The organism is Streptomyces sp. WG7 (assembly GCF_049975785.1).
GTDB lineage: Bacteria > Actinomycetota > Actinomycetes > Streptomycetales > Streptomycetaceae > Streptomyces.
The window spans coordinates 127,698-147,909 of sequence record NZ_JBNGGE010000011.1; the positions used below are offsets into that span (position 1 = coordinate 127,698).

The window sequence follows — 20,212 nt, forward strand, 5'->3', positions numbered from 1 at the left end:
GGTGACGGCGGCGAGCAGGTGTTCGTGGGTCCGGTGGCGCCACGCCGGTGACGTTCCCGGTCAGTCACATCCACTTCGTCGTGCGGCCCGCGGGGGGAGCGGGACGTGAGCCGGTCCGGTGCCCTCGGTCCTGCGCGGGGACGGACCGAGGCGCACGCGATTCAGCGGGGCGGGGCGGCCGCGTCGTCGAGCACCCTGTAATGACGTACCGCGGCGGCCCCCCTTGGCACCGCCTCGGGCCACAGGCAGTCCAGGACCGAGGCGGACGGCGGGAAGAGTGAGGACGGCACCGCCCGGCGGCCGAACCACTCCCAGCGCACGATCTTGTCCGGCTCGGTGACCCGGGCCGTACCCGTCGCCCGCCGGGTGACGGCCGCGGCCGTCACCCGGGTCAGCCCGTTGAGGCCGTCGACGAGGACCGTCACTACCCGTACGTCCGCCGCGGACACCGTGAGCCCGGTCTCCTCCGTCAGTTCGCGCGCGGCGGCCGTCTCGAAATCCTCTCCGGCATCGACCTTGCCACCCGGGAGTTCCCATCGGCCGTCGTGGCCGAGGCCGAGCAGGACCCGCCCGTCGGGATCGAGGACGGCGAGGCCGACACCGGTGAGACTGTGGGAGGCGGGACGGGCGCGTTCGGGGCGCTCGGGGCCGGGGGTACGAGAGTTCACGCGCCCATTCCACATCGTCGAGGCCGCCGGACGCCACACCCCTGGGTGTTGCCGGCCATGACGTCGGTGACGCCCGACGTCGATGTTGACCTTCGAGTTGGTTGAAGCTCAATGATGGTGAGGTGCCGAATTCTGAACTGATGCCCATCGGGGTCTTTGCCCGGCGCAGTGGTCTGACCTCCAGCGCGTTGCGGTTCTACGCCGACTCCGGGCTGCTGCCCCCTGCCGAAGTGGACGCGGTCTCGGGCTACCGCTACTACGGCGCCGACCAGGTGGCACGGGCGACCGTGCTGCGTCAGCTCCGCGAGATCGCCATGCCCCTCGCTGCGGTCGAGGCGGTCCTCGACGCCCGGGCCGACGAGGCGGCGCGGCTGCTCGACGAGCATGTTGCCAAGATCGTCGATGATGCGGCGACGGCACGTCAGAAGGCCGCTGTCATCAAGTCCGCACTCGGCGGCAGCGTGCCCGGTGTGCTGATCGCCATACTGAAGGGGCCCGTGCTTGCGGATGCGGTGGAGCAGGTTCTGACCGCGACTGCGCACGAGCCGGGGTTGGCGGTGCTGTCCGGCTTGCACATCGAGGCGAGTCATGAGGCGATCGCCTTGACGGCGACCGACCGGTACCGGCTCTCCACCCGGACCCTGGTGCCGGCGCGGCCGGCGGAGCAGACGTGGGCCGGCACGATCGACGGCGATGACCTGCGGGCCGCTGTCGCCACGGTCCGGCGCAGTGCGCTGGTCCGTATCGAAGCGGTGCCGCACGGGCTCTGGCTGCGTATGCCCGCGCGGGACGACCGGCACTGCCGGCTGCTGTCCGAGGACTTCCCCGATCACCGGCTGATGCTCGCCTCCCTGGACGAGATCAGCACCCGCGCGACAGTCTCGAAGGATCTTCTGCTGCGTGCCCTGGAAGAACACCCCGGCGAACGCGTCGCGCTGAACGTCTCCAGTCACGGAGTGAACGTCCGGCCGCCGAACGACGAGGGCCCCGGTGCTCAGCTCCCCGCCACCGTGACGGGCGAGGCCCTCCGGATCCGGTTCGAGATGACCACGCTCTATCCCGCAGTGAGCACAGCCATCGGTCCCGACGTGATGCTCGACCTGAGGGGACACGACGGGCCCGTCACGATCCGCTCCGCCGACCGCGGCGATCTCACCACCCTGGCCATGCCCGTCAAGTCCGACCACTCAGCCTGAGACGACAACGAGGAACACGTCATGTCCACCGCACCCGCCGGCCCCGACCCGACCATGGAAGCCATCGGGCAAGCCGTTACCGAAGGCCGAACGGGCAACACTCTCTCCGCCCGCCAAAAGCTCTTGGACCTGTGGCCGGTGATCGGCGTCACAGGCGACCCGCTGCACCGTTGCTCACTCGCCCACTACCTGGCGGACCTCTATGAAGATCCTGCCCAGGCCCTCGCCTGGGACGTCCGGGCCCTGGACGCTGCCGACGCCGTGACCGAGCAGCGCGTCCAGGAGCACCACGCCGGCCTCCACATCGCCGGGTTCTACCCCTCCCTCCACCTCAACCTGGCCGACAACTACCGCCGACTCGGGTCCTTCGATGCGGCCACCGAGCACATCAACGCGGCCAAGGAGCACGCCCCCAACCTGCCACAGGACGCATATGGTGCCCTCCTGCGCACCGCCCTCGACGAGGTGGCAGAGGCCGTCTCCCGGCGGGACACCACCAAGCGGCCCTCCGCACCTGGCCCCACTGCATGACGCACCGGAACGCGTCGCTCCCCGTCGGGGGACGCCGTCGACCCCATCGGGGTCGATGAACCGGCGCCGGTCGGGGCCGCATCCGTGCCGGCGGAGGCCGGCGCGCACACGGACGCGGCAGTGACAAGGCCAAAGCCGTCAACCGGAGAAAGAAGCGGGAGCGCGGTGGCTACGTCTGTCTGCACTCGGCCATAGACGGATACAGCCGTCTCGCCTCTACCGAGCCGAACGCTTCACCCGGGCCCTCCTCGGCGCCAGGCACCAGCGCATCGCGCCCCGCACCCCACGCCACAACGGCAAAGTGGAGCGATACAACCGCATCCTGGCCGAAGAGTTCCTGCATGCCCGGACGTGGACGTCGGAAGCCCGACGCACCCACCTCCTGGGCCGCTGGATTGTCCACTACCACTACCACCGACCGCACATCGTGCTCGGCAACCAGCCACCGCAGCACGAGTACCGGGCGGCGTCACCAACGTCCCGGCCTTCTAGAGCAGATCGCGTGGCACCGACTCGTTCCAGGTGCGGGAGAACACCCGGCGGCCGCCTTCGTAGCCGTCCAGCGTGGCATCGACGCAGAAGCTGCTCTCGTCACAGGTGAGGCGTGTGTGGGTGACCACGCGTACGTCCCAGTCCCCGCGCCGGAAGTCCATGGTCCAGGTGGACTCGCCGCTGACGGAGGTGAAGTCGTCGGCGACGGACGTGTAGCGTTCGTGGGCGCGGCGGCCGACGTCCAGGCCGATCTCCTCGAAGCGGACCGTGCCCCGGTCCTTCACGGTCTCCAGCTCGGCGTGGTAGCCGACCAGGTCGCGTTTCACGTCCCAGCGTTCCTCGGGAGGGGTCAGCGTGGTGGTGACGATGGGCGGGGTGCCCTCCGGCTCGCCGAACGGCGCGGCCTGTGTGTCGTCGGCCCGCTCCGGGGGACGGACCGGAAGGGTGAGCGTGCTCGAGCCGTCGTGGACACTGAGCATGGCCGGCTTCGGCGGTGGCCAGGCGAGCGGCCAGTAGGAGGTGGACAGGGAGAGACGGATGCGGTGGCCGGGCGGAAAGCTCTGCGCCACTCCGTTGAGGTGGACGGTGGCGCGGTAGCGGCGGCCGGGCTCCAGCGGTTCCGGCCGCTCCGCGCTGTCCAGCCGGGTGAGGTTCAGCAGGCCGTAGGTGACCCGGGTGGCGGCTCCGTCCGGGTGGACGTCCGACAGGCGCGCGGCCACCATGGCGACCGGTTCGTCGACGGACAGATCGAGGTCGACGGTCGGTGACCCGAGGATCTCCAGCCGCTCGGTGAGGGGTTCGGTCTCGAAGACGAGGGAGCCGCCGTCCTCCTCGCGCTGGTCGTAGGGCAGGTCGGGCGGTGCGTTGTAGGAGGCCCACTTGCCCGCGAACTGACCGACGGACAACGGCGACCGCACGGTCAGCGCGTCGCCGTCCTCGTCCCCTGCCGTTTCCTCCCGCCGCTCGCCGGGCGGCGCGATCCGGTGCCGGGTGAGCGCGTGCGTGGCCGGATGGACGTGCGGGGAGGGCCAGCACGGTTCCGCCACCCAGCGTCCCGGCCGCTCCTCGTACGACGTGGACGGCGGAACGCTGTCCTGCATCCACGTCCGCAGCATCGGGCCGTCCATGACGCCGTTGTCGACGCCCTTGAGCCAGTGGTCCCACCAGCGCACCACTTCCTGGAGGTAGCCGATGGCGGGGCCGGGTTCGCCGAGGTGGGGGAACTTGTGCGACCAGGGGCCGATGAGCCCCTTGCGCGGCACGTCCAGGTGGGCGAGCAGCCGTGTGACGGCGTTGGAGTAGCCGTCCGCCCAGCCGCTGGACGCGAGGACCGGGCACTGCACGTCCTGGTAGTTCTCGGCGACCGAGGCGTGCCGCCAGTAGTCGTCGAGGCGCTGGTGGCGCAGCCACTGAAGAACCCAGGGCCGGGAGTGCTCCAGGCGTTCGTGCCACATGTCGCGCCAGCCGTCGCCGACCACGGCCGGATCCGGCGGACAGGTGGCGTACGCGAACATGGTGCCCGCCTCGGCCAGGTTGTCCGACAGCATGGCTCCGCCCATGTAGTGCATGTCGTCGGCGTGCCGGTCGTCGGTGAAGGACGCGATGACGACGGCCTTCAGGCTCGGTGGCCGCCTGGCCGCCACCTGGAGGGCCGCGAACGCCCCCCAGGACAGGCCCATCATCCCCGTGCTGCCGTCGCACCAGGGCTGCTCGGCCAGCCAGGCCAGCACCTCCTCGGCGTCGCTCTGCTCCACCTCCAGGTACTCGTCCCGCAGCACCCCCTCGGACTCGCCGGTGCCCCGCAGGTCGACACGGACACAGGCGTAGCCGTGCCCGGCGATGTAGGGGTGGTGGACGGAATCACGTACGGCGGTGAGGTCCCGTTTGCGGTACGGGATGTACTCCAGCACCGCGGGCACGGGCTCGTGGTCCGACGACGTGGGACGCCAGATGCGCGCCGACAGGCGGACGCCGTCCGGCATCGGGATGACGACGTGCTCCTCTTCCTTCGTCGCGCAGGGCAGGTGGGTCACGTGACGCATGGCCGGCGCTCCTTATCCTCGCTCTTCTTCCGGGGGCCCCTCGAAGGTGAGGCCCAGGGCGGCGACGCACTGGTCGTACTTCCCGCGCATGTCCTCCTCGTCGTCGCCGCCGGTGAAGATGTGCGCGATCTCGTAGCTGTAACTGTCCTGCTGGGACAGGTCGGACAGCCGCTGTCCCCGCTCGGGCAGGATCTCTATCCGGACGCCCGGAATCTCGCGCTCGATGCGGGCGATGTCCTCGGCGGAGGGGACACGGCGCACGACGCCGTCCGTGAACCACCGGTGGTACCACTTCGCCGCCATCGCGTACCGGCCCTGCCGGAACGGCATGCGCGGTTCCTCACCGAGGGCGAGGGCGAGCATGCAGTGGTGGTTGGGCGCACCGTCCACGTACTCGAACAGCTCGGCGTGCGACTGCGAGTGGCGCGGATTGATCTCCAGCAGGCTGATGTCCTGGCTTCCCGGATCGTAGAAGTACTCGACGCTGAACGTCGCGGAGTCGAAGCCGATGCGGCGCATCACCCGCTGGGTGACCTCGTGCAGCCGGCCGATGACCTGCGGGGGCAGCATCGAGGGGTACTGGTGGCGCAGAAAGCAGGGCGAATCGGGGTAGTCGATGGAGTCGAGCGTGCCGTAGACGGTCACTTCGCCCCGGTGGACGTATCCCTCCACGGCGACCTGGACACCCGACAGCGCCTCTTCGGCGAGACAGACCCGGCCGCCGACGCCGTCCATTTCCGGCGGCAGGTCGACCTGGTCGAGGATGTGCTCGAAGGGGCGGCCGATGCGGGAGATACCTTCGCGTATCTCGGCGACGGCGGCGCCGAACTCCTTCTCGTCATCGACGCCGAAGGCGAGTTCGGAGGAGTAGGACAACGCCGGCTTGAGCCACATCGGGAACCGCACGTCCTCCGGGGGACGCGGTGGATCGGCCGCCAGGTCGACCCGGGCGAAGCGCGGATGCCGGTCCGTCACCTTCTGCTGCTCGAGCCTGCTCCAGTACTTGTGCTCGCACTTGACCACCGACTCCAGGCTGGTGGTGCGCGTGCCGTAGCGCGCTCCGAGGATCGGCACCAGGGTGCTGACCGGGAAGTCCCAGTAACCGACGATCGCGTCGATACTTCCGTCGAAGGCGTCCAGCACCTCCTGCGCCTTGTCCACCACCGCCGGCAGCGAGACCTCTCCGCCCTGTAGCTCCTCGACCGTCAGAAGGCCGTGGAAGCGCAGCGATTCGGCACCCGGCACGGCCTCCAGCGTCGGAAGATTGGTCTCGTCGAGACCGACCACGAAAACGTTCTTGACCTTGTCGTCAGACACGACTCCCCTTTCTCCTCCCAAGATCGACGGGGTACCCGCGTACGGCGGGGGAAACCACCGGCGCGACGCCGGACCGGTACGGATCAAGGGGAACGTTCCGCTGGTGGGGCTGGCACCCCGTGCAGCCGCGCCTGGAGGTCAGGCGTCCACGGACCAGTGCGGTGCCACGCCCGTGAGCCGGCAGGCGAGGAAGTACAGCGGGAGGGGCGCGGTGTAGGGCGAGTTGCCGTCGGGGCCGTGGACCAGGCGCGGACCGGTCGGCCGGGCGGCCGGTCGGGGGCGGGTCCAGGAGGGGTCGCCGATGACGTACTGGGTGCCGTGGGGCCACGTCACACCGATGTCGGACCCCGAGGGGACGATCCACCACCAGCGTCCCTGGTCGGCGAAGACGCAGCCCGCGCGGGGCAGGCCGGCCAGGATGCGTTCGCCGTGTTCCCGGGACGTGCTCACCGCATCGTGACCGAGGTCGGCACGCAGTCCGGCGGGAAGGGACAGCGAGGCCGGGCCGGGGCAGTGCCGCCGGGGTTCGCGGAGGGTGTCTGAGGGGCACGGGCGGTCGCGGGAGGTGGCCGCGGACGGACGCGGATCGCGGGTGTGCTGGAGGTCCATGGGGGGTGTCCTTTGGCCGGGCGGAGAGTGGGAGGCCCGGGTGCGTCGGCGAGGTTCCGGTCCTCCGCTTCGACACGCAGGCGCTCTGCGGACGTGCTCGACCCGGCAGATCGTCAGGAGAACGTTGTCAAGCGGGCGGCCGCACTCCGATTCTGCGCCTGAACAGCAAGTGGGGTGGTGGGTGCGGACATTGCGGTCAGTGGTGAAGTCACTCTGTCATCCGTCAACAACCGTGCGCAACCAGCAAGTTGAAATTTGCAGCTCTCTACGCCCATCCTCTTCGGCGACGGAACGCTCGTGACAGACTGCGCGCCTGAGCCTGGGCGCGGAGTGATGAAGGGGAGACGGTGTGACCGCGGAGACCGACTGGGGCGGCGCCCCCTCCGTGCTGCGCATGATCCTCGGCAGGCAGCTGGAGGAGTTGCGGACCCGCGCCGGCCTGACGTTCGAACAGGCCGGTGAGGCGATCGGGGTGAGCCACTCCACGATCCGCCGTCTGGAGGCGGCGAAAGTGGCCCGCCTGCGCCTGCCGGACGTGGAGAAGCTGCTTCAGGTCTACGGCGTCCGGGACCAGCAGGAGATCGACACCTTCCTCAAGGCGGCACGCGAGGCGAACAAGCGCGGCTGGTGGCACACCTACAGGGACGTCATGCCGGACTGGTTCGCGGCGTATCTGAGCCTGGAGCAGGCGGCCCTGCACATCCGCGCCTACGAGCCCGAGTTCGTGCACGGCCTGCTCCAGACCCCGGCCTACGCGCGGGCCCTGCTGAGCGCCGGCAACCCGCACGCTTCCTCGGTGGACACCGAGCGGAGGGTCGCCCTTCGCATGCGTCGCCAGGAGATCCTCACCCGTCCGTCCCCACCCCGCCTGTGGGTCGTCATGGACGAAACGGTGCTGCGTTGGCCCGTCGGCGGTTCCGAGGTGATGCGGCAGCAGGTGGACCACCTGATCGAGGTCGACCGGCTGCCCCACGTGACACTGCAGATCATGCCGTTCGCCTCCGGCCCGCACCCCGCCATGCGGGCGGGCGCGTTCCACCTCTTCCGCTTCCGCGCCCCCGAACTGCCCGACATCGTCTACCTCAGCGGCCTGGTGGGCGCCGTCTACCTGGACAAGGGCGACGACGTCGTGGTCTATCGCGAGGCCCTGGACCGGCTCGGCGCCCAGGCGGCGCCCGCCAGAAGCACCGGGGAAATCCTCGGCGCCCTGCGCAAGGACCTTTGAGCTCACTCGTACCGCACGACCCGAATGGAGAGGGGCGAACGTTGTCCGACAGCGGATGGCCGGCCGACCGGATCGACACCGAGCACGCGCACTCGGCCCGGATCTACGACTACATCCTGGGAGGGAAGGACTACTACCCCGCCGACCAGGAGGCGGGAGACGCGATGGCCCGGGAATGGCCCGCCCTGCCCGTGCACATGCGCGCCAACCGGGACTGGATGAACCGCGCGGTGCGCTGGCTGGCCGAGGAGGCGGGCATCCGTCAGTTCCTCGACATCGGTACCGGCATCCCCACCTCCCCCAACCTGCACGAGATCGCGCAGTCGGTGGCCCCCGAATCCCGGGTGGTCTACGTGGACAACGACCCGATCGTCCTCACTCTCTCCCAGGGCCTGCTGTCCAGCACGCCCGAAGGCCGGACGGCGTACATCGAGGCGGACTTCCAGCACCCGGAAGCGGTCCTCGAATCCGCCGAGTTCCGCAGGACCCTGGACCTGACCGAGCCCGTCGCGCTCACCGTCATCGCGATCGTGCACTTCGTCCTGGACGAGGACGACGCGGTCGGGATCGTCCGCCGCCTCCTGGAGCCCCTGCCCTCCGGGAGCTGTCTGGCCATGACCATCGGCACCGCCGAGTTCGCCCCGGACGAGGTGGGCCGCGTCGCGCGCGAGTACGCGGCCCGCGACATGCCGATGCGGCTGCGCACCATCGACGAGGCCCACGAGTTCTTCGAGGGCCTTGACCTGGCCGACCCGGGAATCGTCCAGGTCCACAAGTGGCGTCCGGACGGCACGGGCGAACAGGGCGTCCGGGACGAGGACATCGCGATGTACGGCGCCGTGGCCCGAAAGCCGTAACGACGCGGAAGGCCGCGGCTCACCCGGCCCGGGGCGGGTGAGCCGCGGCCCGCCAACCGTGTGTCCCGGGCCGAACGGGCGTACGCCCCCTCGTCAGATCATGCGGAACAGGTCGGCGGCGGAGTGGACGTCGGTGAGGTCCTCGACGGAGCGCAGGTTGTCGCACAGGGCCTCCAGGACGGAGCCCTCCTCGGCGACGCGCGGGGCTCCGACGGCCACGCCGAAGACCCGGAAGCCCAACAGGCGCTTGGCGTCGTTCCAGCCGCGCATCCACTCCTCGGTGACGCCGCAGTCGTCGTCGGTGAGCATCACGATGTCGCCGCGGGAACGGGCGGCGTCGTTGAACTCCTCCTCGAGCACTTCGCTCGCCGCTGTCAGCGGGCTCTGGTAGCTGGTGCCGCCGCCCAGGAAGGTCTCCGCGAAGTCGAGGGTCCGCGCGATGCCGGCGGGCCGGTCGGCCGGGAAGCGGTGGATCCGCAGCCTGCCGGCGGCGGAGAACAGGATGCCGACGAAGTCGCGCCCCGCGTGGCGGGCCTGGTCCAGCAGCGCCAGGGCGCACGCCTTGGCCCACGCCTCCCGGGTGATGCCGCCGGGCCCCGCCTCGTACATGGAGTGCGAGGTGTCCACGCACGCGATGATGGCGCCCCGGCCGGTGTCCTGCTCACCCTGGCTGTCGTAGAGCATCAGCTCCCCGGCGGCGTAGCGCGCGGCGAACACCGCGCGCAGCTCGGGCAGGCCGAGGGCGGCCAGCTCGGAGGGGACGACGCGGGAGAGGTCGTCCCCGAGCGTGACGCCGACCAGCTCGCCGGTGGCGTTCTCCACCTTCCGGGCGCGCTCGCCGCCGGCCATCTGCCGGAAGCGGCCGATCAGTTCGGCCCACTGTGCGAGCCGGCTGGTGCGCAGCCGCTCGGCGAGCCGCGCCCGCTGATCGAACGGCATCCGCTCCAGTTCGCCGGGGCCGACGCCCCATGCCCGCATCAGCGCGGCCTCCTGCCGGGCCGCCGCGGCAGCCTTCGCCAGCGCGTTCCGCACGGTGGCACGAGTGCCGGGGACCGCCGTCGCGAGGGCCTGCGTGGCGTCCTGGGCGGCCTGCTGAGCGGCGGCCTCCGCGGTCTTGACCGCCTGGTGTACGGCGTCGGCCGCCGGAGCCGGCACCGTACCGTCCTCGGTGGTCTCGTCGGCGGCCCGCTGGAGCACTTCGGACACGGCGGTCGCCGCGGCCTCGGCCTCACGCCGGCGCTTCCGCGCCCGCTCGGCCTGTTCCCGGGCGGCCCGGGAGCCGTCCAGGAGCCGGCGCAGCGCGGGGGCCTGGGCCAGTACGGCCATGGCGGCCGCGTAGGGGTCGCCGGCCGTCTCACGGTGCAGCCCGGTGAACTCCGGGGACTCCAGCAGCGATGCGATGATCTGGTGGTTGACCAGCCGCGAGGCGTCCATCTCCATGGGCTCGCGCAACCGCGGGCCGACCTTGTAGGCGGCCAGGAACACGTCGGCCAGGAGGTCGGAGGCGTGGTGGTGGCGCTCGTTCAGTTCCTCGGCCAGCTCGCGGAGTGCGGCCGCCTGCTCGTAGGTGTCGCGCCACGCCATCCGGTCGAACCGGTCCGCGACCACGGCCGCCGTGTGCCGTTCGGGAGCGGGGGACAGGGCCGGCCACTCACCGGCCCGGCCCGCCGGCTCCTCGAGTCCGCCCGGTGTCGTCTCGCCCGTCGTCCTGGTCATCCTGGTCGTCCTGGTGTTCAGGGCTGGGCCTGCACCATGCTCGCGTCCACGCCGAGGGCCTCGGTGAGGACGCGGGCGCGCACCGCGCGCTGACGGCCGGTGACCCGGTCGATGGTGGCGGTGGAGCGACCGGCGCCCGCCGCCTCCTCGCGGAGCTTCTCCAGCCGCCTGCCCGCCATGGCCAGCTGGTTGTGGGCCTTCTTGATGACCCACTCGCTCAGCGCCTCGCGGGACTGCCCGGCCATCGCGTCGAGCTGGGCCTCCAGCTCCTCGACGGTGTCGGCGAGGTCGAGCGCCTCCTTGGCGTCCGGGTTGACCAGCTGCAGCACCTCGCGTTCGACGGTCGGGCGTTCGGCGGGGGAGTCCCACAGCACGTGGGTCAGCACCGACAGGTCGGTCTCGGCGACCGTCGGGCGGCCGTCGAGGTACGCGGACGCCTGGAGCAGGCCGACCGCCTGCCGCCAGCGGCGGTCGGAGGCGACGAGCTCCTTGCGGCGCAGCGCCGCCCGCAGCGTACAGATCGCGTCCACGATCGCGTCGGGCACGGCCACGGCCGGGACCGCCTCGGTCACCGCGTGCCGCAACGCGGCCAGCTCGACCGTGGTCCGTGCCGGCGTCGCCGGGCGGCTGACGGCGGAGCGGACGAGCGCGGCGAAGTTCGAGGGGTCCTCCAGGTACTTGACCTCGATCCGCACGAGCAGCCGGTCGTAGATCGCGGCGGAGTCCTCTCCGCTCGGCAGTTCGTTGCTCGCCGTGATGGCGCCTATCAGCGGGCAGCGGATCGGTTCGCCACCGCTCTCCGGGTGGTAGATCCGTTCGTTGAGGTAGCCCAGCGTCTCGTTCAGGGCCGCCGTCGAGCACTTGAAGATCTCGTCGATGAACGCGACGTGCGCCGTCGTGGCACGGCCGTCGTAGACCTGCCGGTACTCGCCCCGGGCCAGCGCGGCCACGTCGATGGGACCGAACATCTTCGTCGGCGCGGTGAACTTCGACAGGAGGATCTCCCAGTAGGACGCCCCCTCGATCCTGCCCGTGAGTTCCCGGGCCATCTCGGACTTCGCCGTACCGGGCGGGCCGAGTACCAGCGAGTGCTGACCGGCCAGCAGGGTCACCACCAGCGTCCGCACCACGTCTGCCCGCTCGTAGAAGCGGTCCGACAGCTCGTCGCTGATCGCTCGCAGCCGTTCAGCCGTGTCCTGCGAGAGCTGTGCCCCCTGCGAGACCTGTGCTCCCTGTGCGTCCTGCGGCCCCATGGCCAACTCCTTGCCTCTGGCGTCCGGCTGGGCTGGTGAGACGCAGCCTATCCCGCGGCATTGCCCGTCCCGGCGGTCGAAGCCACCCGGGCCTCAGCGCACCGGGGACGGCGTCATGGGTGCGGGGCAGCCTCCTGGGCACGGTCGAGCCGGGCGGTCGGCCGGACCGGCCAGGACGTCACCGACGTCGCTTCGGCCGCGTGTGCGGCCCTCGGCCTCGTGAACCTCGTGAACGGTCCTCAGCCGAGCGTGAAGCGCACCGGCGTCCCGACCACGGCCTGGGCCGCCGCCGCGAGGGCGGGTTCCGCGACGACCGCGACGACCGGGTAGCCCCCTGTCGTCGGGTGGTCGTGCAGGAAGATCACGGGGCGTCCGTCCGGCGGAACCTGCACGGCGCCCAGCACCATGCCCTCACTGGGCAGTTCGCCGGTCGACGCCCGCTCGAGCGGCGGCCCCTCGGTGCGCAGCCCGATCCGGTTGCTGTGCGGGGAGACGTGGTAGGTGGCCGAGGCGAGGGTGCGCAGGGCGGCCGGGGTGAACCAGTCGGCGCGCGGACCCAGGCGCACCGGCAGGACCAGTTCGGTGGGCGGCCCGGGCCACGGGGCGGCGACGGGCAGTGCCATCGGCCGTGCCGGAACACCCACCGGCACGACGTCCCCGTCCCGCAGGGGTGCCGGGCCCAGGCCCGAGAGCAGGTCCGTCGAGCGGCTGCCCAGGACGGGGTCGGTGACGATGCCCCCTCGCACCGCCACGTACGAGCGCACGCCCGCGGTCGCCGTCCCCACGTTCAGGACCGCGCCCGCCGGCACCCGCACCGGAGCCCCCCAGGCCGCGGGCCGCCCGTCCACGGTGACCGGGCAGTGCGCACCGCCGACCACGGCGGTGACGGCGCGGTCGGGCTGGAGGGCGCACCCGGTCAGGGTGGTTTCCAGTACGGCGGCGCCCGGGTCGTTGCCCAGCAGCCGGTTGGCGAGCCGCATCGCGGGGGCGTCCAGGGCGCCCGAGCGGGGCACTCCCAGGTGGGCATGGCCGCGCCGGCCCGCGTCCTGCACCGTGGTGAGCGCGCCGGAGCGCACCGTGGTGAGCTTGGCCGTCATCCCGTGGCCTCCGAGGCGGCGGTCGCCGTGGTGAAGCGCACACGGGTCCCCGGGGCGAGGAGCGCCGCCCGGTCCCGGGCGGGGTCCCACAGCGGTCCCGGGTCCGGCATGGTGCCGATCAACTGCCAGCCTCCCGGCGTGGAACGTGGGTAGACGGCGCTGTAGGGGCCGGCGAGTGCGACCGCGCCGGCCGGAACCCGGGTCCTGGGGGTGGCCCTGCGGGGCACGTGCAGCTCCGCGGGAAGCCCGGTGAGGTAGGCGAAGCCCGGCGCGAAACCGCAGAACGCGACGCGGTAGGTGCGGGAAGCGTGGCGCGCGGCGACCTCCTCGGGGGCGACCCCCCACAGCGCCGCGACGTCGGCCAGGTCCGGCCCGTCGTAGCGCACGGCGATCTCCACGACGTCCCCGTCGTCGTCGGCGGCCGGCGGCACCTCCCAGCCGGCGATCCCGCGGGCCAGCGCCTCCGGGTCCGGCACGCCGTCCAGCAGGACGGTCCGCGCCCCGGGCACGATCTCCTCCACGGGCGGCAGGATCCCGGCGGCGCGCCGGCGCAGCACTTCGGCGTGGAAGGCCGCGGTGCGTTCGGCGTCGGGCAGTTCGACGAGCAGTGCGCGGCGACCGGCGGGACGCGCCGTGAGGGAGCGGCTCCCCGTCATGCGAACGCCCCGATCCCGACCCCCGACGTCTCCAGCGCCTCGCGCACCCGTACCGCGATCCTGGCCGCGTTCGGGGTGTCGCCGTGCACGCACAGGGACCGGGCGGCGACCGCGACGGTCGTTCCGTCCACGGCCTCGACCGCCCCTCGCACAGCGAACGCCAGCGCGCGCCGTACCACCGCCTCCTCGTCCGTGACCACGGAGTTCGGCTCCCGGCGGGGGACGAGTGTGCCCCGCGCGGTGTAGGCGCGGTCCGCGAAGGCCTCGGGTACGCCGGCGAGTCCCGCCTCCCCGGCGGCGGCGAGCAGCCGTGAGCCGGGGAGGCCGAGCACGGGCAGTGCCCCGCCCGCGAGCCGTACCCCGGCCACGACGGCACCGGCCTGCTCGGCGTCGTGGACGGTGCGGTTGTAGAGCGCGCCGTGCGGCTTCACGTAGGCCACGTCGGCCCCGGCGGCCTGGGCGAACACCCTGAGCGCGCCGATCTGGTAAGCCACCTCGGCCGCCAGTTCGTCGGCGGGCACGTCCATGGCACGCCGTCCGAACCCGGCCAGGTCGCGGTAGGACACCTGGGCGCCGATCCGCACCCCGCGCTCGGCGGCGAGGTCGCAGACGCGGCGCATCACCGAGGGGTCGCCCGCGTGGAAACCGCAGGCGACGTTGGCGCTGGTGACGACGGAGAGCAGGGCGTCGTCGTCGGTGAGGGTCCAGCGGCCGAAGCCTTCACCGAGGTCTGCGTTGAGGTCGATCACGCTCTGAACGTAAACGATTGTTGAACGATCCGACAAGGGGTCGATGAGAGTGCGTGACGGGCGACCCGAAATCCACCTCTTGTTAGATCGTTCAACGATCGCTAGTGTCCGTGCATCTGCCACGTATCTGGAGCTATGGTCCGAGGACCGATGAAGCCGCGGCTCCGAAGCTCCGGATCCGTGCCCTGCCCCCTCATGCCTGAAGAAGGCCACCGAATGATCGTTCTCCTCGGTGTGGTCGTGGTGATCCTCGGATTCGTCACGCGCCGCAACCCCGTCCTCGTGGTGGGCGTCGCCGGTATCGTCACCGGACTGCTCGGCAAGATGGACCCGCTGGAGGTCCTCGCGGCCTTCGGCCGGTCCTTCGCCGACAGCCGCTCGGTCACCGTCTACGCCATCGTGCTCCCCGTGATCGGGCTGCTCGAGCGCTACGGCCTGCGCGAACAGGCCCGCAACCTCATCGGCCGCCTGGGCAGGCTCAGCGCCGGCCGGTTCCTCACCGTCTACCTGCTGGTCCGGCAGGTCACCGCGGCCTTCGGCCTGAACAGCATCGGCGGCCCGGCGCAGACCGTGCGCCCCCTGGTGGCGCCCATGGCCGAGGCCGCCGCCGAACGCTCCACGGGGGCCAAGCTGCCCGACCGGCTGCGCGAGAAGGTGCGCTCCTACTCGGCGTCGGCCGACACCGTGGGCGTCTTCTTCGGCGAGGACTGCTTCATCGCCATCGGCTCCATCCTGCTGATCACCGGCTTCGTGAACTCCACGTACCACCAGGAGATCGAACCGACCCAGCTGGCCCTGTGGGCGATCCCGCTCGCGGTCTGCGCCTTCGTCATCCACGGTGCCCGGCTGCTGCTCATGGACAAGCAGCTGGAGCGCGAGATGGCGCTGGCCGCCGCCGAGCACGACCTGCCGCTTCCCGAGGGGGCCGACAAGTGATCAAAGTCGAATGGCTGTACTGGCTGATAGGCCTCGTCTTCGTCGTCATGGCCGTCCAGATGGCCACCGACCGCAGCAATCCCAAGCGCTGGACGTCCGCCGCGTTCTGGGGCCTGCTCGGGCTCACCTTCCCCTACGGCACCGGCGTCGCCAACGCCACGGCCGGCAACGGCGGCTGGACCCTGCCCGCCGAACCGCTCGGCGTCGCCGTCCTGACCCTGATCGTGCTCGCCGGGTTCAACTTCCTCGGCAAGGGCGTCCCGGTCACCACCACCGGCGAGCAGCGCGAGGCGTCCGCCGCCCGGCTCGGCAACAAGATCTTCGTCCCCGCGCTGACCATCCCGCTCGTCGCCATCGTCTGCGCCTCCGTGCTGGACGAGTCCGGCCTGTTCGAATCGGGCAAGGCCACACTCCTCGGGCTCGGCCTCGGATGCGTCGCCGCGCTCGTCGTCGGCATGCTGATCACCGGCGAGAAGAAGGTGACCGTCCCGCTCCACTCCGGCCGCTCCATGCTGGAGGCGATGGGCTCCGCCCTGCTGCTGCCCCAGCTCCTGGCCGTGCTCGGCTCGATCTTCGCCGCCGCGGGCGTGGGCGACCAGGTCGGCAAGATCGTCAACGACGTCCTGCCGGAGGATTCCAAGTACCTCGCGGTGATCGCGTACTGCGTCGGCATGTTCCTGTTCACCGTGATCATGGGCAACGCCTTCGCCGCGTTCCCCGTGATGACCGCGGCGATCGGCTGGCCCATCCTCATCCAGCAGATGCACGGCAACGAGCCCGCCGTCCTCGCGATCGGCATGCTGGCCGGTTTCGCCGGCACGCTGTGCACCCCGATGGCAGCCAACTTCAACATCGTCCCGGCCACCCTGCTCGAGCTCAAGGACCAGTACGGGCCGATCAAGGCACAGCTGCCGACGGGCATCGCGCTGCTCGGCTGCTGCACCGTCATCATGGCGCTCTTCGCCTTCTGAGCCCCCGGCTCCCGGTTCCGGCCGGCGCCCGCCCCACCCGCAAGGAATGCCCATGACCCGCGTCCTCATCACCGGCTTCGCCCCCTTCGGCGGCGAGCGCGTGAACCCCTCCTGGCAGGCGGCCTCCCTGGTGGCCGCCGAACCGCCCGCCGGACTCGACGTCACCGCCGCCGAACTGCCCTGCGTCTTCGGGAAGTCCCTCGACGTCCTGCGCGACGCCGTCCACGCCCACACCCCCGACCTGGTGCTCTGCCTGGGCCAGGCGGGCGGACGCCCCGGCGTCACCGTCGAACGCCTCGGCATCAACGCCGACGACGCGCGCATCCCCGACAACGCCGGCCGGCAGCCCATCGACGAACCGGTCGTCCAGGGCGGCCCCGCCGCCTACTTCTCCACCCTCCCCATCAAGGCGTGCGTCGCCGCGATGCGCGAGGCCGGCGTCCCGGCCGCCGTCTCCAACACGGCCGGCACCTTCGTCTGCAACCACGTGGCCTACGGCCTCGGCCACCTCATCGCCACCGAGTTCCCGCACGTCAGAGGCGGTTTCGTGCACGTGCCCTGGGCGCCGGAACAGGTCACCGACGGCACCGCGCCGTCCCTGCCGCCCGCCAACGTCGCCCACGGCCTGCGCGCCCTGCTGGTCACCGCCGCCCGCACCCCGGCCGAGCGGGACCTCAAGGTCACGGAAGGAGCCACCCACTGATGCCGCTCAGCGCCTACGCGGCCCCCTTCGCCGGGCTCGCCCTCGCCAACATCACCCGCGAGTACCCCAACTTCCCCGCCCACCTGATCACCTCTCCCGACGAGCACCTCGCCCCCCGCTCACTGCACCCGGCCTTCTACGGCGCCTACGACTGGCACTCCTCGGTCCACATGCACTGGCTGCTCGTCCGCCTGCTGCGCCGCCACGGCGGGACGCCCGCACTGCCGGACACCGAGCAGGCCGTCGCCGTACTCGACCGGCACCTCACTCCCGGCAACCTGGCCGTCGAAGCCGCCTACCTCCGCGACCGGCCCTCCTTCGAGCGGCCCTACGGCTGGGCGTGGCTGCTCGCGCTCGCCGCCGAGTGCCGGGCGCTGCCGGGTGAGGCCGGCGCCCGCTGGGCCGTCGCGCTGGAGCCGGCCGTCGCCGCCGTCGACGGGCTGCTGACCGACTGGCTGCCCAAGGCCACCTATCCCGTACGCCACGGCAACCACCCCAACAGCGCCTTCGCGCTGAGCCTCGCCCTCGACTCGGGACAACTGTCGGCCGCGACCGACCGCGCCGTGCGCGAGCGCCTTCTCACCTGGTTCGCCGACGACCACGACGCACCCGCACACTGGGAACCGTCCGGGCAGGACTTCCTGTCCCCGGCACTGAGCGAGGCCGACGCCATGCGCCGGGTGCTCCCGAGGGAGACGTTCGCGGCGTGGCTCGACCGCTTCCTGCCCGCGCTGCGCTCCGGTGCCCCCTGCCCCCTGCTGGACGTACCGGTCGTCTCCGACCACGCCGACCCGCAGATCGGCCATCTGCTCGGCCTGACCCTCAGCAGGGCGGCCGCGCTGCGCTCCCTCGCGGACGCCCTGCCGGACGGACCGGCCCGCACCCGCCTGGGCGAGGCGGCCGACGCGCACCTCGCGGCGGGCCTGCCGGCCGTGGAACGCGGTGACTTCACCACCGACCACTGGCTGGCCACGTTCGCCGCGCTGGCACTCGACCCTGTTGCCTGTGGCTGAACAGGTGGTCACCGGCGACGGCGGGCACACGGTGGGCACGACCGCCCAAGACGCCACCCGGGCGTTCGCGTCGACCCGGTCGCCGCACCGGGTGAGGCCGGTCGCCGCGGCGGAGCCCTCGCCCCGACAGGCGGGCGCGGGGCCGAAGCGGTGACCGACTTCGCGGGTGAGGGCCGCGACGCCCGGGAGGCGTGCGCAAGCTGGGCCGTGTCGGCGATTACCATGTGGTCGGTTACGGCGAGAAGAGCGACGTATCCGCCATCGACAACATCCCCCGATCAACTTCATCGGCAGCCTCGTCGGCTCCCACAGCGAGCTGTGCGAACTCGTGGTGCCGGCAGTCAGGGCAAGGTCCGGCTGCTCACCACCCCCACCCCTGGACCGCTACCAGGAGGCCGTGGACGACCTCGAGGCAGGACGCGTCCGAGGGCGCGATCCCGTTCCCTGAGTGTCGGACCGGCCATCCCCTGAACGCCCGAAAGGCTCTCCATGATCTTCATCACCGCAAGGTTCCGCGTCCGGCCCGAGCACGCCGACGCGTGGCCCGACATCACCCGTGCCTTCACCGAGGCGACCCGCGGCGAGCCCGGGTGCCTGTGGTTCGACTGGTCCCGCAGCGTCGACGACCCGACCGAATACGTGCTGGTCGAGGCGTTCCGTGACGACGAGGCCGGCGCCGCGCACGTCGGTTCCGACCACTTCGCCGAGGCCCGTAGGACGCTGCCACCCCACCTGGTGGAAACGCCGCGGATCGTCAACGCGACGGTCCCGCAGGAGGACTGGTCCCTCCTCGGCGAGATGGCGGTCCCGGACGAGGGCTGAGCAGGCGCCGGCGCACCGGTCTGCGGGCCTCCCGCGAACGGAGGCCCACAGCCGGTAGCCGCCTCGGAAAGGACACCTGGACCAAGGGGCGCCGTGAGCTACGCGGCGTGCGAGGTGTTCAGGGTGCGGGTCAGGACCGAGCCGACCGGCTCACCTTCGAGCAGCCCGCCGAGCTCCTCGACGCCCTGCCGGCGCCGAGGTGCGGCGAGCGAGACGTACTGCTCGATACGTTCGTTGAAAGTTCGCCGATACCTCGCGTAGAGCCCGTCGTCTTCCCGGATACGGCCTGCCAGCTCGACGAGGGCCACAGTCCCGGCGAAGTCGTCCTCCGGCAACGCGTGAGACGGCACCACGTCCGCGAACCGGCCGCCGCTACGGCCGAACAGCGTGCCGTGCAGCGCTCGCATGGTGAAGACATGGGCGTAGTGCTGCTCGTGGATCGCCAGGGGCAACCGCCCCAGGGCGATCGTTTCGTGGAGCGCCGTGAGCCCGGGAGCCAACAGGCAGTCCGCGGTACTCGCCGTGACCTGGAGCAGCTCCCGCTGGCGCAGGAAACAGCAGTCGGCCTGTCTGCCCATCACCGTGACGGTCCGCTCCCGACCCCTGCCGAACGGGCCGCCGCAGACAAGGACACGGCGGAAGCGCGGCCAGTCACGCAGCAGGTCCGGAATCCACCGGCGCAGCAGGAGCAAGTAGTCGTTGTTCACGTCGAAGTCCAGGAAGAAGTTCTTGAACCCACCGACGTTGATCAGCAGGTCGTACGCCGGCTCGGTGGTGCGTACGACGTTCCGGAGCCCTTCGACGTCGATGATCGGTCCGGTCCGGTGTATCTCGGGACCGGTGGCCAGAGCGCCGAGCTCGGCTGCGCGCTCGGCAACGCCGGGGAAGTTCTGTACGACGCTGTGCGTGGCGAGCAGGTGAGCCGCGACAACCCGCTCGTGTGGTGAAAGGCGTGTCAGATGGCGGTCGGCGGACCTGTAGCAGGAACGTGGCATGGAACGGCAGAGTCCGTGGATTCCGGCCGGCGAGTGTGCGAGCCGCCAGAAACTGAACAGGGAGTCCACCATGGTCACCGGCCGCCGCGCCACGACCGACCGGAACACCAACTCGGCGTCCATGACGGAGACCACGTGATCGCAGCCTCGCAGCAGATCCTCGATCACCGCCGCCCCGGCCTGCTCCGGCATTCCGCTGGTGTCGTACACGTAGTCGAAAGCATCGGGGTTGCGCCGGGCGAAGACGGCGGCGACGCCGTCGCCGACGAACACCCGCTCGTGCCCGGGAAGCTGCCGGGAAACCGCGACGAGCTCGGATGCCGGACCGAAGCCGCAGTTCTGCGCCCCCATCACGATCCGCACG

General features: G+C 71.5%; 19 protein-coding genes and 1 pseudogene. 10 read left to right on the forward strand and 10 right to left on the reverse strand.

Annotated features, from left to right (window positions below):
- Positions 1 to 161: 161 nt before the first annotated feature.
- Positions 162 to 668 (reverse strand): nucleotide triphosphate diphosphatase NUDT15, encoded by a 507-nt coding sequence (locus ACP4J0_RS14610; RefSeq protein ID WP_426599094.1) that lies wholly within the window; start codon positions 666 to 668, stop codon positions 162 to 164.
- Positions 669 to 790: 122 nt separating this feature from the next.
- Here ACP4J0_RS14610 and ACP4J0_RS14615 point away from each other — a divergent pair, with 122 nt between their 5' ends.
- The 3 genes and pseudogenes from ACP4J0_RS14615 to ACP4J0_RS14625 form a co-directional block, all read left to right on the forward strand.
- Positions 791 to 1,864 carry a MerR family transcriptional regulator gene (locus ACP4J0_RS14615; RefSeq protein ID WP_426599095.1) on the forward strand — a complete coding sequence of 358 codons (1,074 nt, stop codon included), beginning with the start codon at positions 791 to 793 and terminating at the stop codon, positions 1,862 to 1,864.
- A gap of 21 nt (positions 1,865 to 1,885) precedes the next feature.
- The gene (locus ACP4J0_RS14620; RefSeq protein WP_426599096.1) at positions 1,886 to 2,395 is read left to right on the forward strand and encodes a hypothetical protein; all 510 of its coding nucleotides are present in this window, start codon (positions 1,886 to 1,888) and stop codon (positions 2,393 to 2,395) included.
- 74 nt (positions 2,396 to 2,469) lie between these two features.
- Positions 2,470 to 2,887: pseudogene (locus ACP4J0_RS14625) on the forward strand (integrase core domain-containing protein); the annotation flags it as partial.
- Here ACP4J0_RS14625 and ACP4J0_RS14630 read toward each other — a convergent pair.
- From ACP4J0_RS14630 to ACP4J0_RS14640, 3 genes are all read right to left on the reverse strand, one after another.
- Positions 2,884 to 4,929: a CocE/NonD family hydrolase gene (locus tag ACP4J0_RS14630; RefSeq protein ID WP_426599097.1), complete on the reverse strand. Its 2,046-nt coding sequence runs from the start codon at positions 4,927 to 4,929 to the stop codon at positions 2,884 to 2,886. The pseudogene ACP4J0_RS14625 and the gene ACP4J0_RS14630 overlap by 4 nt on opposite strands.
- A 12-nt stretch (positions 4,930 to 4,941) precedes the next feature.
- Positions 4,942 to 6,246: an ATP-grasp domain-containing protein gene (locus tag ACP4J0_RS14635; protein WP_426599098.1), complete on the reverse strand. Its 1,305-nt coding sequence runs from the start codon at positions 6,244 to 6,246 to the stop codon at positions 4,942 to 4,944.
- A gap of 138 nt (positions 6,247 to 6,384) precedes the next feature.
- On the reverse strand, positions 6,385 to 6,855 hold the full coding sequence (locus ACP4J0_RS14640; RefSeq protein WP_426599099.1) for a hypothetical protein: 471 nt from the start codon (positions 6,853 to 6,855) through the stop codon (positions 6,385 to 6,387).
- 349 nt (positions 6,856 to 7,204) lie between these two features.
- Between ACP4J0_RS14640 and ACP4J0_RS14645 the strand changes: the two genes are divergently transcribed.
- Positions 7,205 to 8,080 (forward strand): helix-turn-helix domain-containing protein, encoded by an 876-nt coding sequence (locus tag ACP4J0_RS14645; protein WP_426599100.1) that lies wholly within the window; start codon positions 7,205 to 7,207, stop codon positions 8,078 to 8,080.
- Between the two features lie 41 nt (positions 8,081 to 8,121).
- Positions 8,122 to 8,937, forward strand: coding sequence for an SAM-dependent methyltransferase (locus ACP4J0_RS14650; protein ID WP_426599101.1), 816 nt, complete (start codon positions 8,122 to 8,124; stop codon positions 8,935 to 8,937).
- 93 nt (positions 8,938 to 9,030) lie between these two features.
- Here the strand turns inward: ACP4J0_RS14650 and ACP4J0_RS14655 are convergent, their stop codons facing one another.
- The 5 genes from ACP4J0_RS14655 to ACP4J0_RS14675 all read right to left on the reverse strand — a co-directional run bounded on the left by ACP4J0_RS14655 (position 9,031) and on the right by ACP4J0_RS14675 (position 14,408).
- Positions 9,031 to 10,653 carry a VWA domain-containing protein gene (locus ACP4J0_RS14655; RefSeq protein WP_426599102.1) on the reverse strand — a complete coding sequence of 541 codons (1,623 nt, stop codon included), beginning with the start codon at positions 10,651 to 10,653 and terminating at the stop codon, positions 9,031 to 9,033.
- Between the two features lie 17 nt (positions 10,654 to 10,670).
- On the reverse strand, positions 10,671 to 11,906 hold the full coding sequence (locus ACP4J0_RS14660) for an AAA family ATPase (protein ID WP_426599103.1): 1,236 nt from the start codon (positions 11,904 to 11,906) through the stop codon (positions 10,671 to 10,673).
- A gap of 239 nt (positions 11,907 to 12,145) precedes the next feature.
- Entirely contained in the window at positions 12,146 to 13,003 is an 858-nt protein-coding gene (locus tag ACP4J0_RS14665) for a biotin-dependent carboxyltransferase family protein (RefSeq protein ID WP_426599104.1), read from the reverse strand.
- Positions 13,000 to 13,659, reverse strand: a complete 660-nt coding sequence (locus ACP4J0_RS14670; RefSeq protein WP_426599105.1) for a 5-oxoprolinase subunit B family protein — start codon at positions 13,657 to 13,659, stop codon at positions 13,000 to 13,002. The genes ACP4J0_RS14665 and ACP4J0_RS14670 overlap by 4 nt, the downstream gene beginning before the upstream one ends.
- On the reverse strand, positions 13,656 to 14,408 hold the full coding sequence (locus tag ACP4J0_RS14675) for a LamB/YcsF family protein (RefSeq protein ID WP_426599106.1): 753 nt from the start codon (positions 14,406 to 14,408) through the stop codon (positions 13,656 to 13,658). Before ACP4J0_RS14675 ends, ACP4J0_RS14670 begins: the two co-directional genes overlap by 4 nt.
- A 216-nt stretch (positions 14,409 to 14,624) precedes the next feature.
- On the opposite strand from ACP4J0_RS14675, the gene ACP4J0_RS14680 reads away from it, so the two are divergent.
- From ACP4J0_RS14680 to ACP4J0_RS14700, 5 genes are all read left to right on the forward strand, one after another.
- Positions 14,625 to 15,344, forward strand: coding sequence for a DUF969 domain-containing protein (locus tag ACP4J0_RS14680; protein ID WP_426599107.1), 720 nt, complete (start codon positions 14,625 to 14,627; stop codon positions 15,342 to 15,344).
- Positions 15,341 to 16,315 carry a DUF979 domain-containing protein gene (locus ACP4J0_RS14685; protein WP_426599108.1) on the forward strand — a complete coding sequence of 325 codons (975 nt, stop codon included), beginning with the start codon at positions 15,341 to 15,343 and terminating at the stop codon, positions 16,313 to 16,315. Before ACP4J0_RS14680 ends, ACP4J0_RS14685 begins: the two co-directional genes overlap by 4 nt.
- A gap of 52 nt (positions 16,316 to 16,367) precedes the next feature.
- Positions 16,368 to 17,018: a pyroglutamyl-peptidase I gene (gene pcp / locus ACP4J0_RS14690; RefSeq protein ID WP_426599109.1), complete on the forward strand. Its 651-nt coding sequence runs from the start codon at positions 16,368 to 16,370 to the stop codon at positions 17,016 to 17,018.
- The gene (locus ACP4J0_RS14695; RefSeq protein WP_426599110.1) at positions 17,018 to 18,031 is read left to right on the forward strand and encodes a DUF2891 domain-containing protein; all 1,014 of its coding nucleotides are present in this window, start codon (positions 17,018 to 17,020) and stop codon (positions 18,029 to 18,031) included. Before pcp ends, ACP4J0_RS14695 begins: the two co-directional genes overlap by 1 nt.
- A 489-nt stretch (positions 18,032 to 18,520) precedes the next feature.
- Positions 18,521 to 18,853, forward strand: coding sequence for a putative quinol monooxygenase (locus tag ACP4J0_RS14700; RefSeq protein ID WP_426599111.1), 333 nt, complete (start codon positions 18,521 to 18,523; stop codon positions 18,851 to 18,853).
- A gap of 98 nt (positions 18,854 to 18,951) precedes the next feature.
- Here the strand turns inward: ACP4J0_RS14700 and ACP4J0_RS14705 are convergent, their stop codons facing one another.
- The gene (locus ACP4J0_RS14705) at positions 18,952 to 20,211 is read right to left on the reverse strand and encodes a hypothetical protein (RefSeq protein ID WP_426599112.1); all 1,260 of its coding nucleotides are present in this window, start codon (positions 20,209 to 20,211) and stop codon (positions 18,952 to 18,954) included.
- Between the last annotated feature and the right edge of the window lies 1 nt (position 20,212).

What these genes read in the sequence shown, in the direction of transcription:
- ACP4J0_RS14660 (WP_426599103.1), bottom strand. Translation starts at nt 11,906, where the DNA reads ATGGGGCCGCAGGACGCACAGGGAGCACAGGTCTCGCAGGGGGCACAG.
- ACP4J0_RS14695 (WP_426599110.1), top strand. Translation starts at nt 17,018, where the DNA reads ATGCCGCTCAGCGCCTACGCGGCCCCCTTCGCCGGGCTCGCCCTCGCC.
- ACP4J0_RS14665 (WP_426599104.1), bottom strand. Translation starts at nt 13,003, where the DNA reads ATGACGGCCAAGCTCACCACGGTGCGCTCCGGCGCGCTCACCACGGTG.
- ACP4J0_RS14670 (WP_426599105.1), bottom strand. Translation starts at nt 13,659, where the DNA reads ATGACGGGGAGCCGCTCCCTCACGGCGCGTCCCGCCGGTCGCCGCGCA.
- ACP4J0_RS14640 (WP_426599099.1), bottom strand. Translation starts at nt 6,855, where the DNA reads ATGGACCTCCAGCACACCCGCGATCCGCGTCCGTCCGCGGCCACCTCC.
- pcp (WP_426599109.1), top strand. Translation starts at nt 16,368, where the DNA reads ATGACCCGCGTCCTCATCACCGGCTTCGCCCCCTTCGGCGGCGAGCGC.
- ACP4J0_RS14620 (WP_426599096.1), top strand. Translation starts at nt 1,886, where the DNA reads ATGTCCACCGCACCCGCCGGCCCCGACCCGACCATGGAAGCCATCGGG.
- ACP4J0_RS14700 (WP_426599111.1), top strand. Translation starts at nt 18,521, where the DNA reads ATGATCTTCATCACCGCAAGGTTCCGCGTCCGGCCCGAGCACGCCGAC.
- ACP4J0_RS14680 (WP_426599107.1), top strand. Translation starts at nt 14,625, where the DNA reads ATGATCGTTCTCCTCGGTGTGGTCGTGGTGATCCTCGGATTCGTCACG.
- ACP4J0_RS14630 (WP_426599097.1), bottom strand. Translation starts at nt 4,929, where the DNA reads ATGCGTCACGTGACCCACCTGCCCTGCGCGACGAAGGAAGAGGAGCAC.
- ACP4J0_RS14655 (WP_426599102.1), bottom strand. Translation starts at nt 10,653, where the DNA reads ATGACCAGGACGACGGGCGAGACGACACCGGGCGGACTCGAGGAGCCG.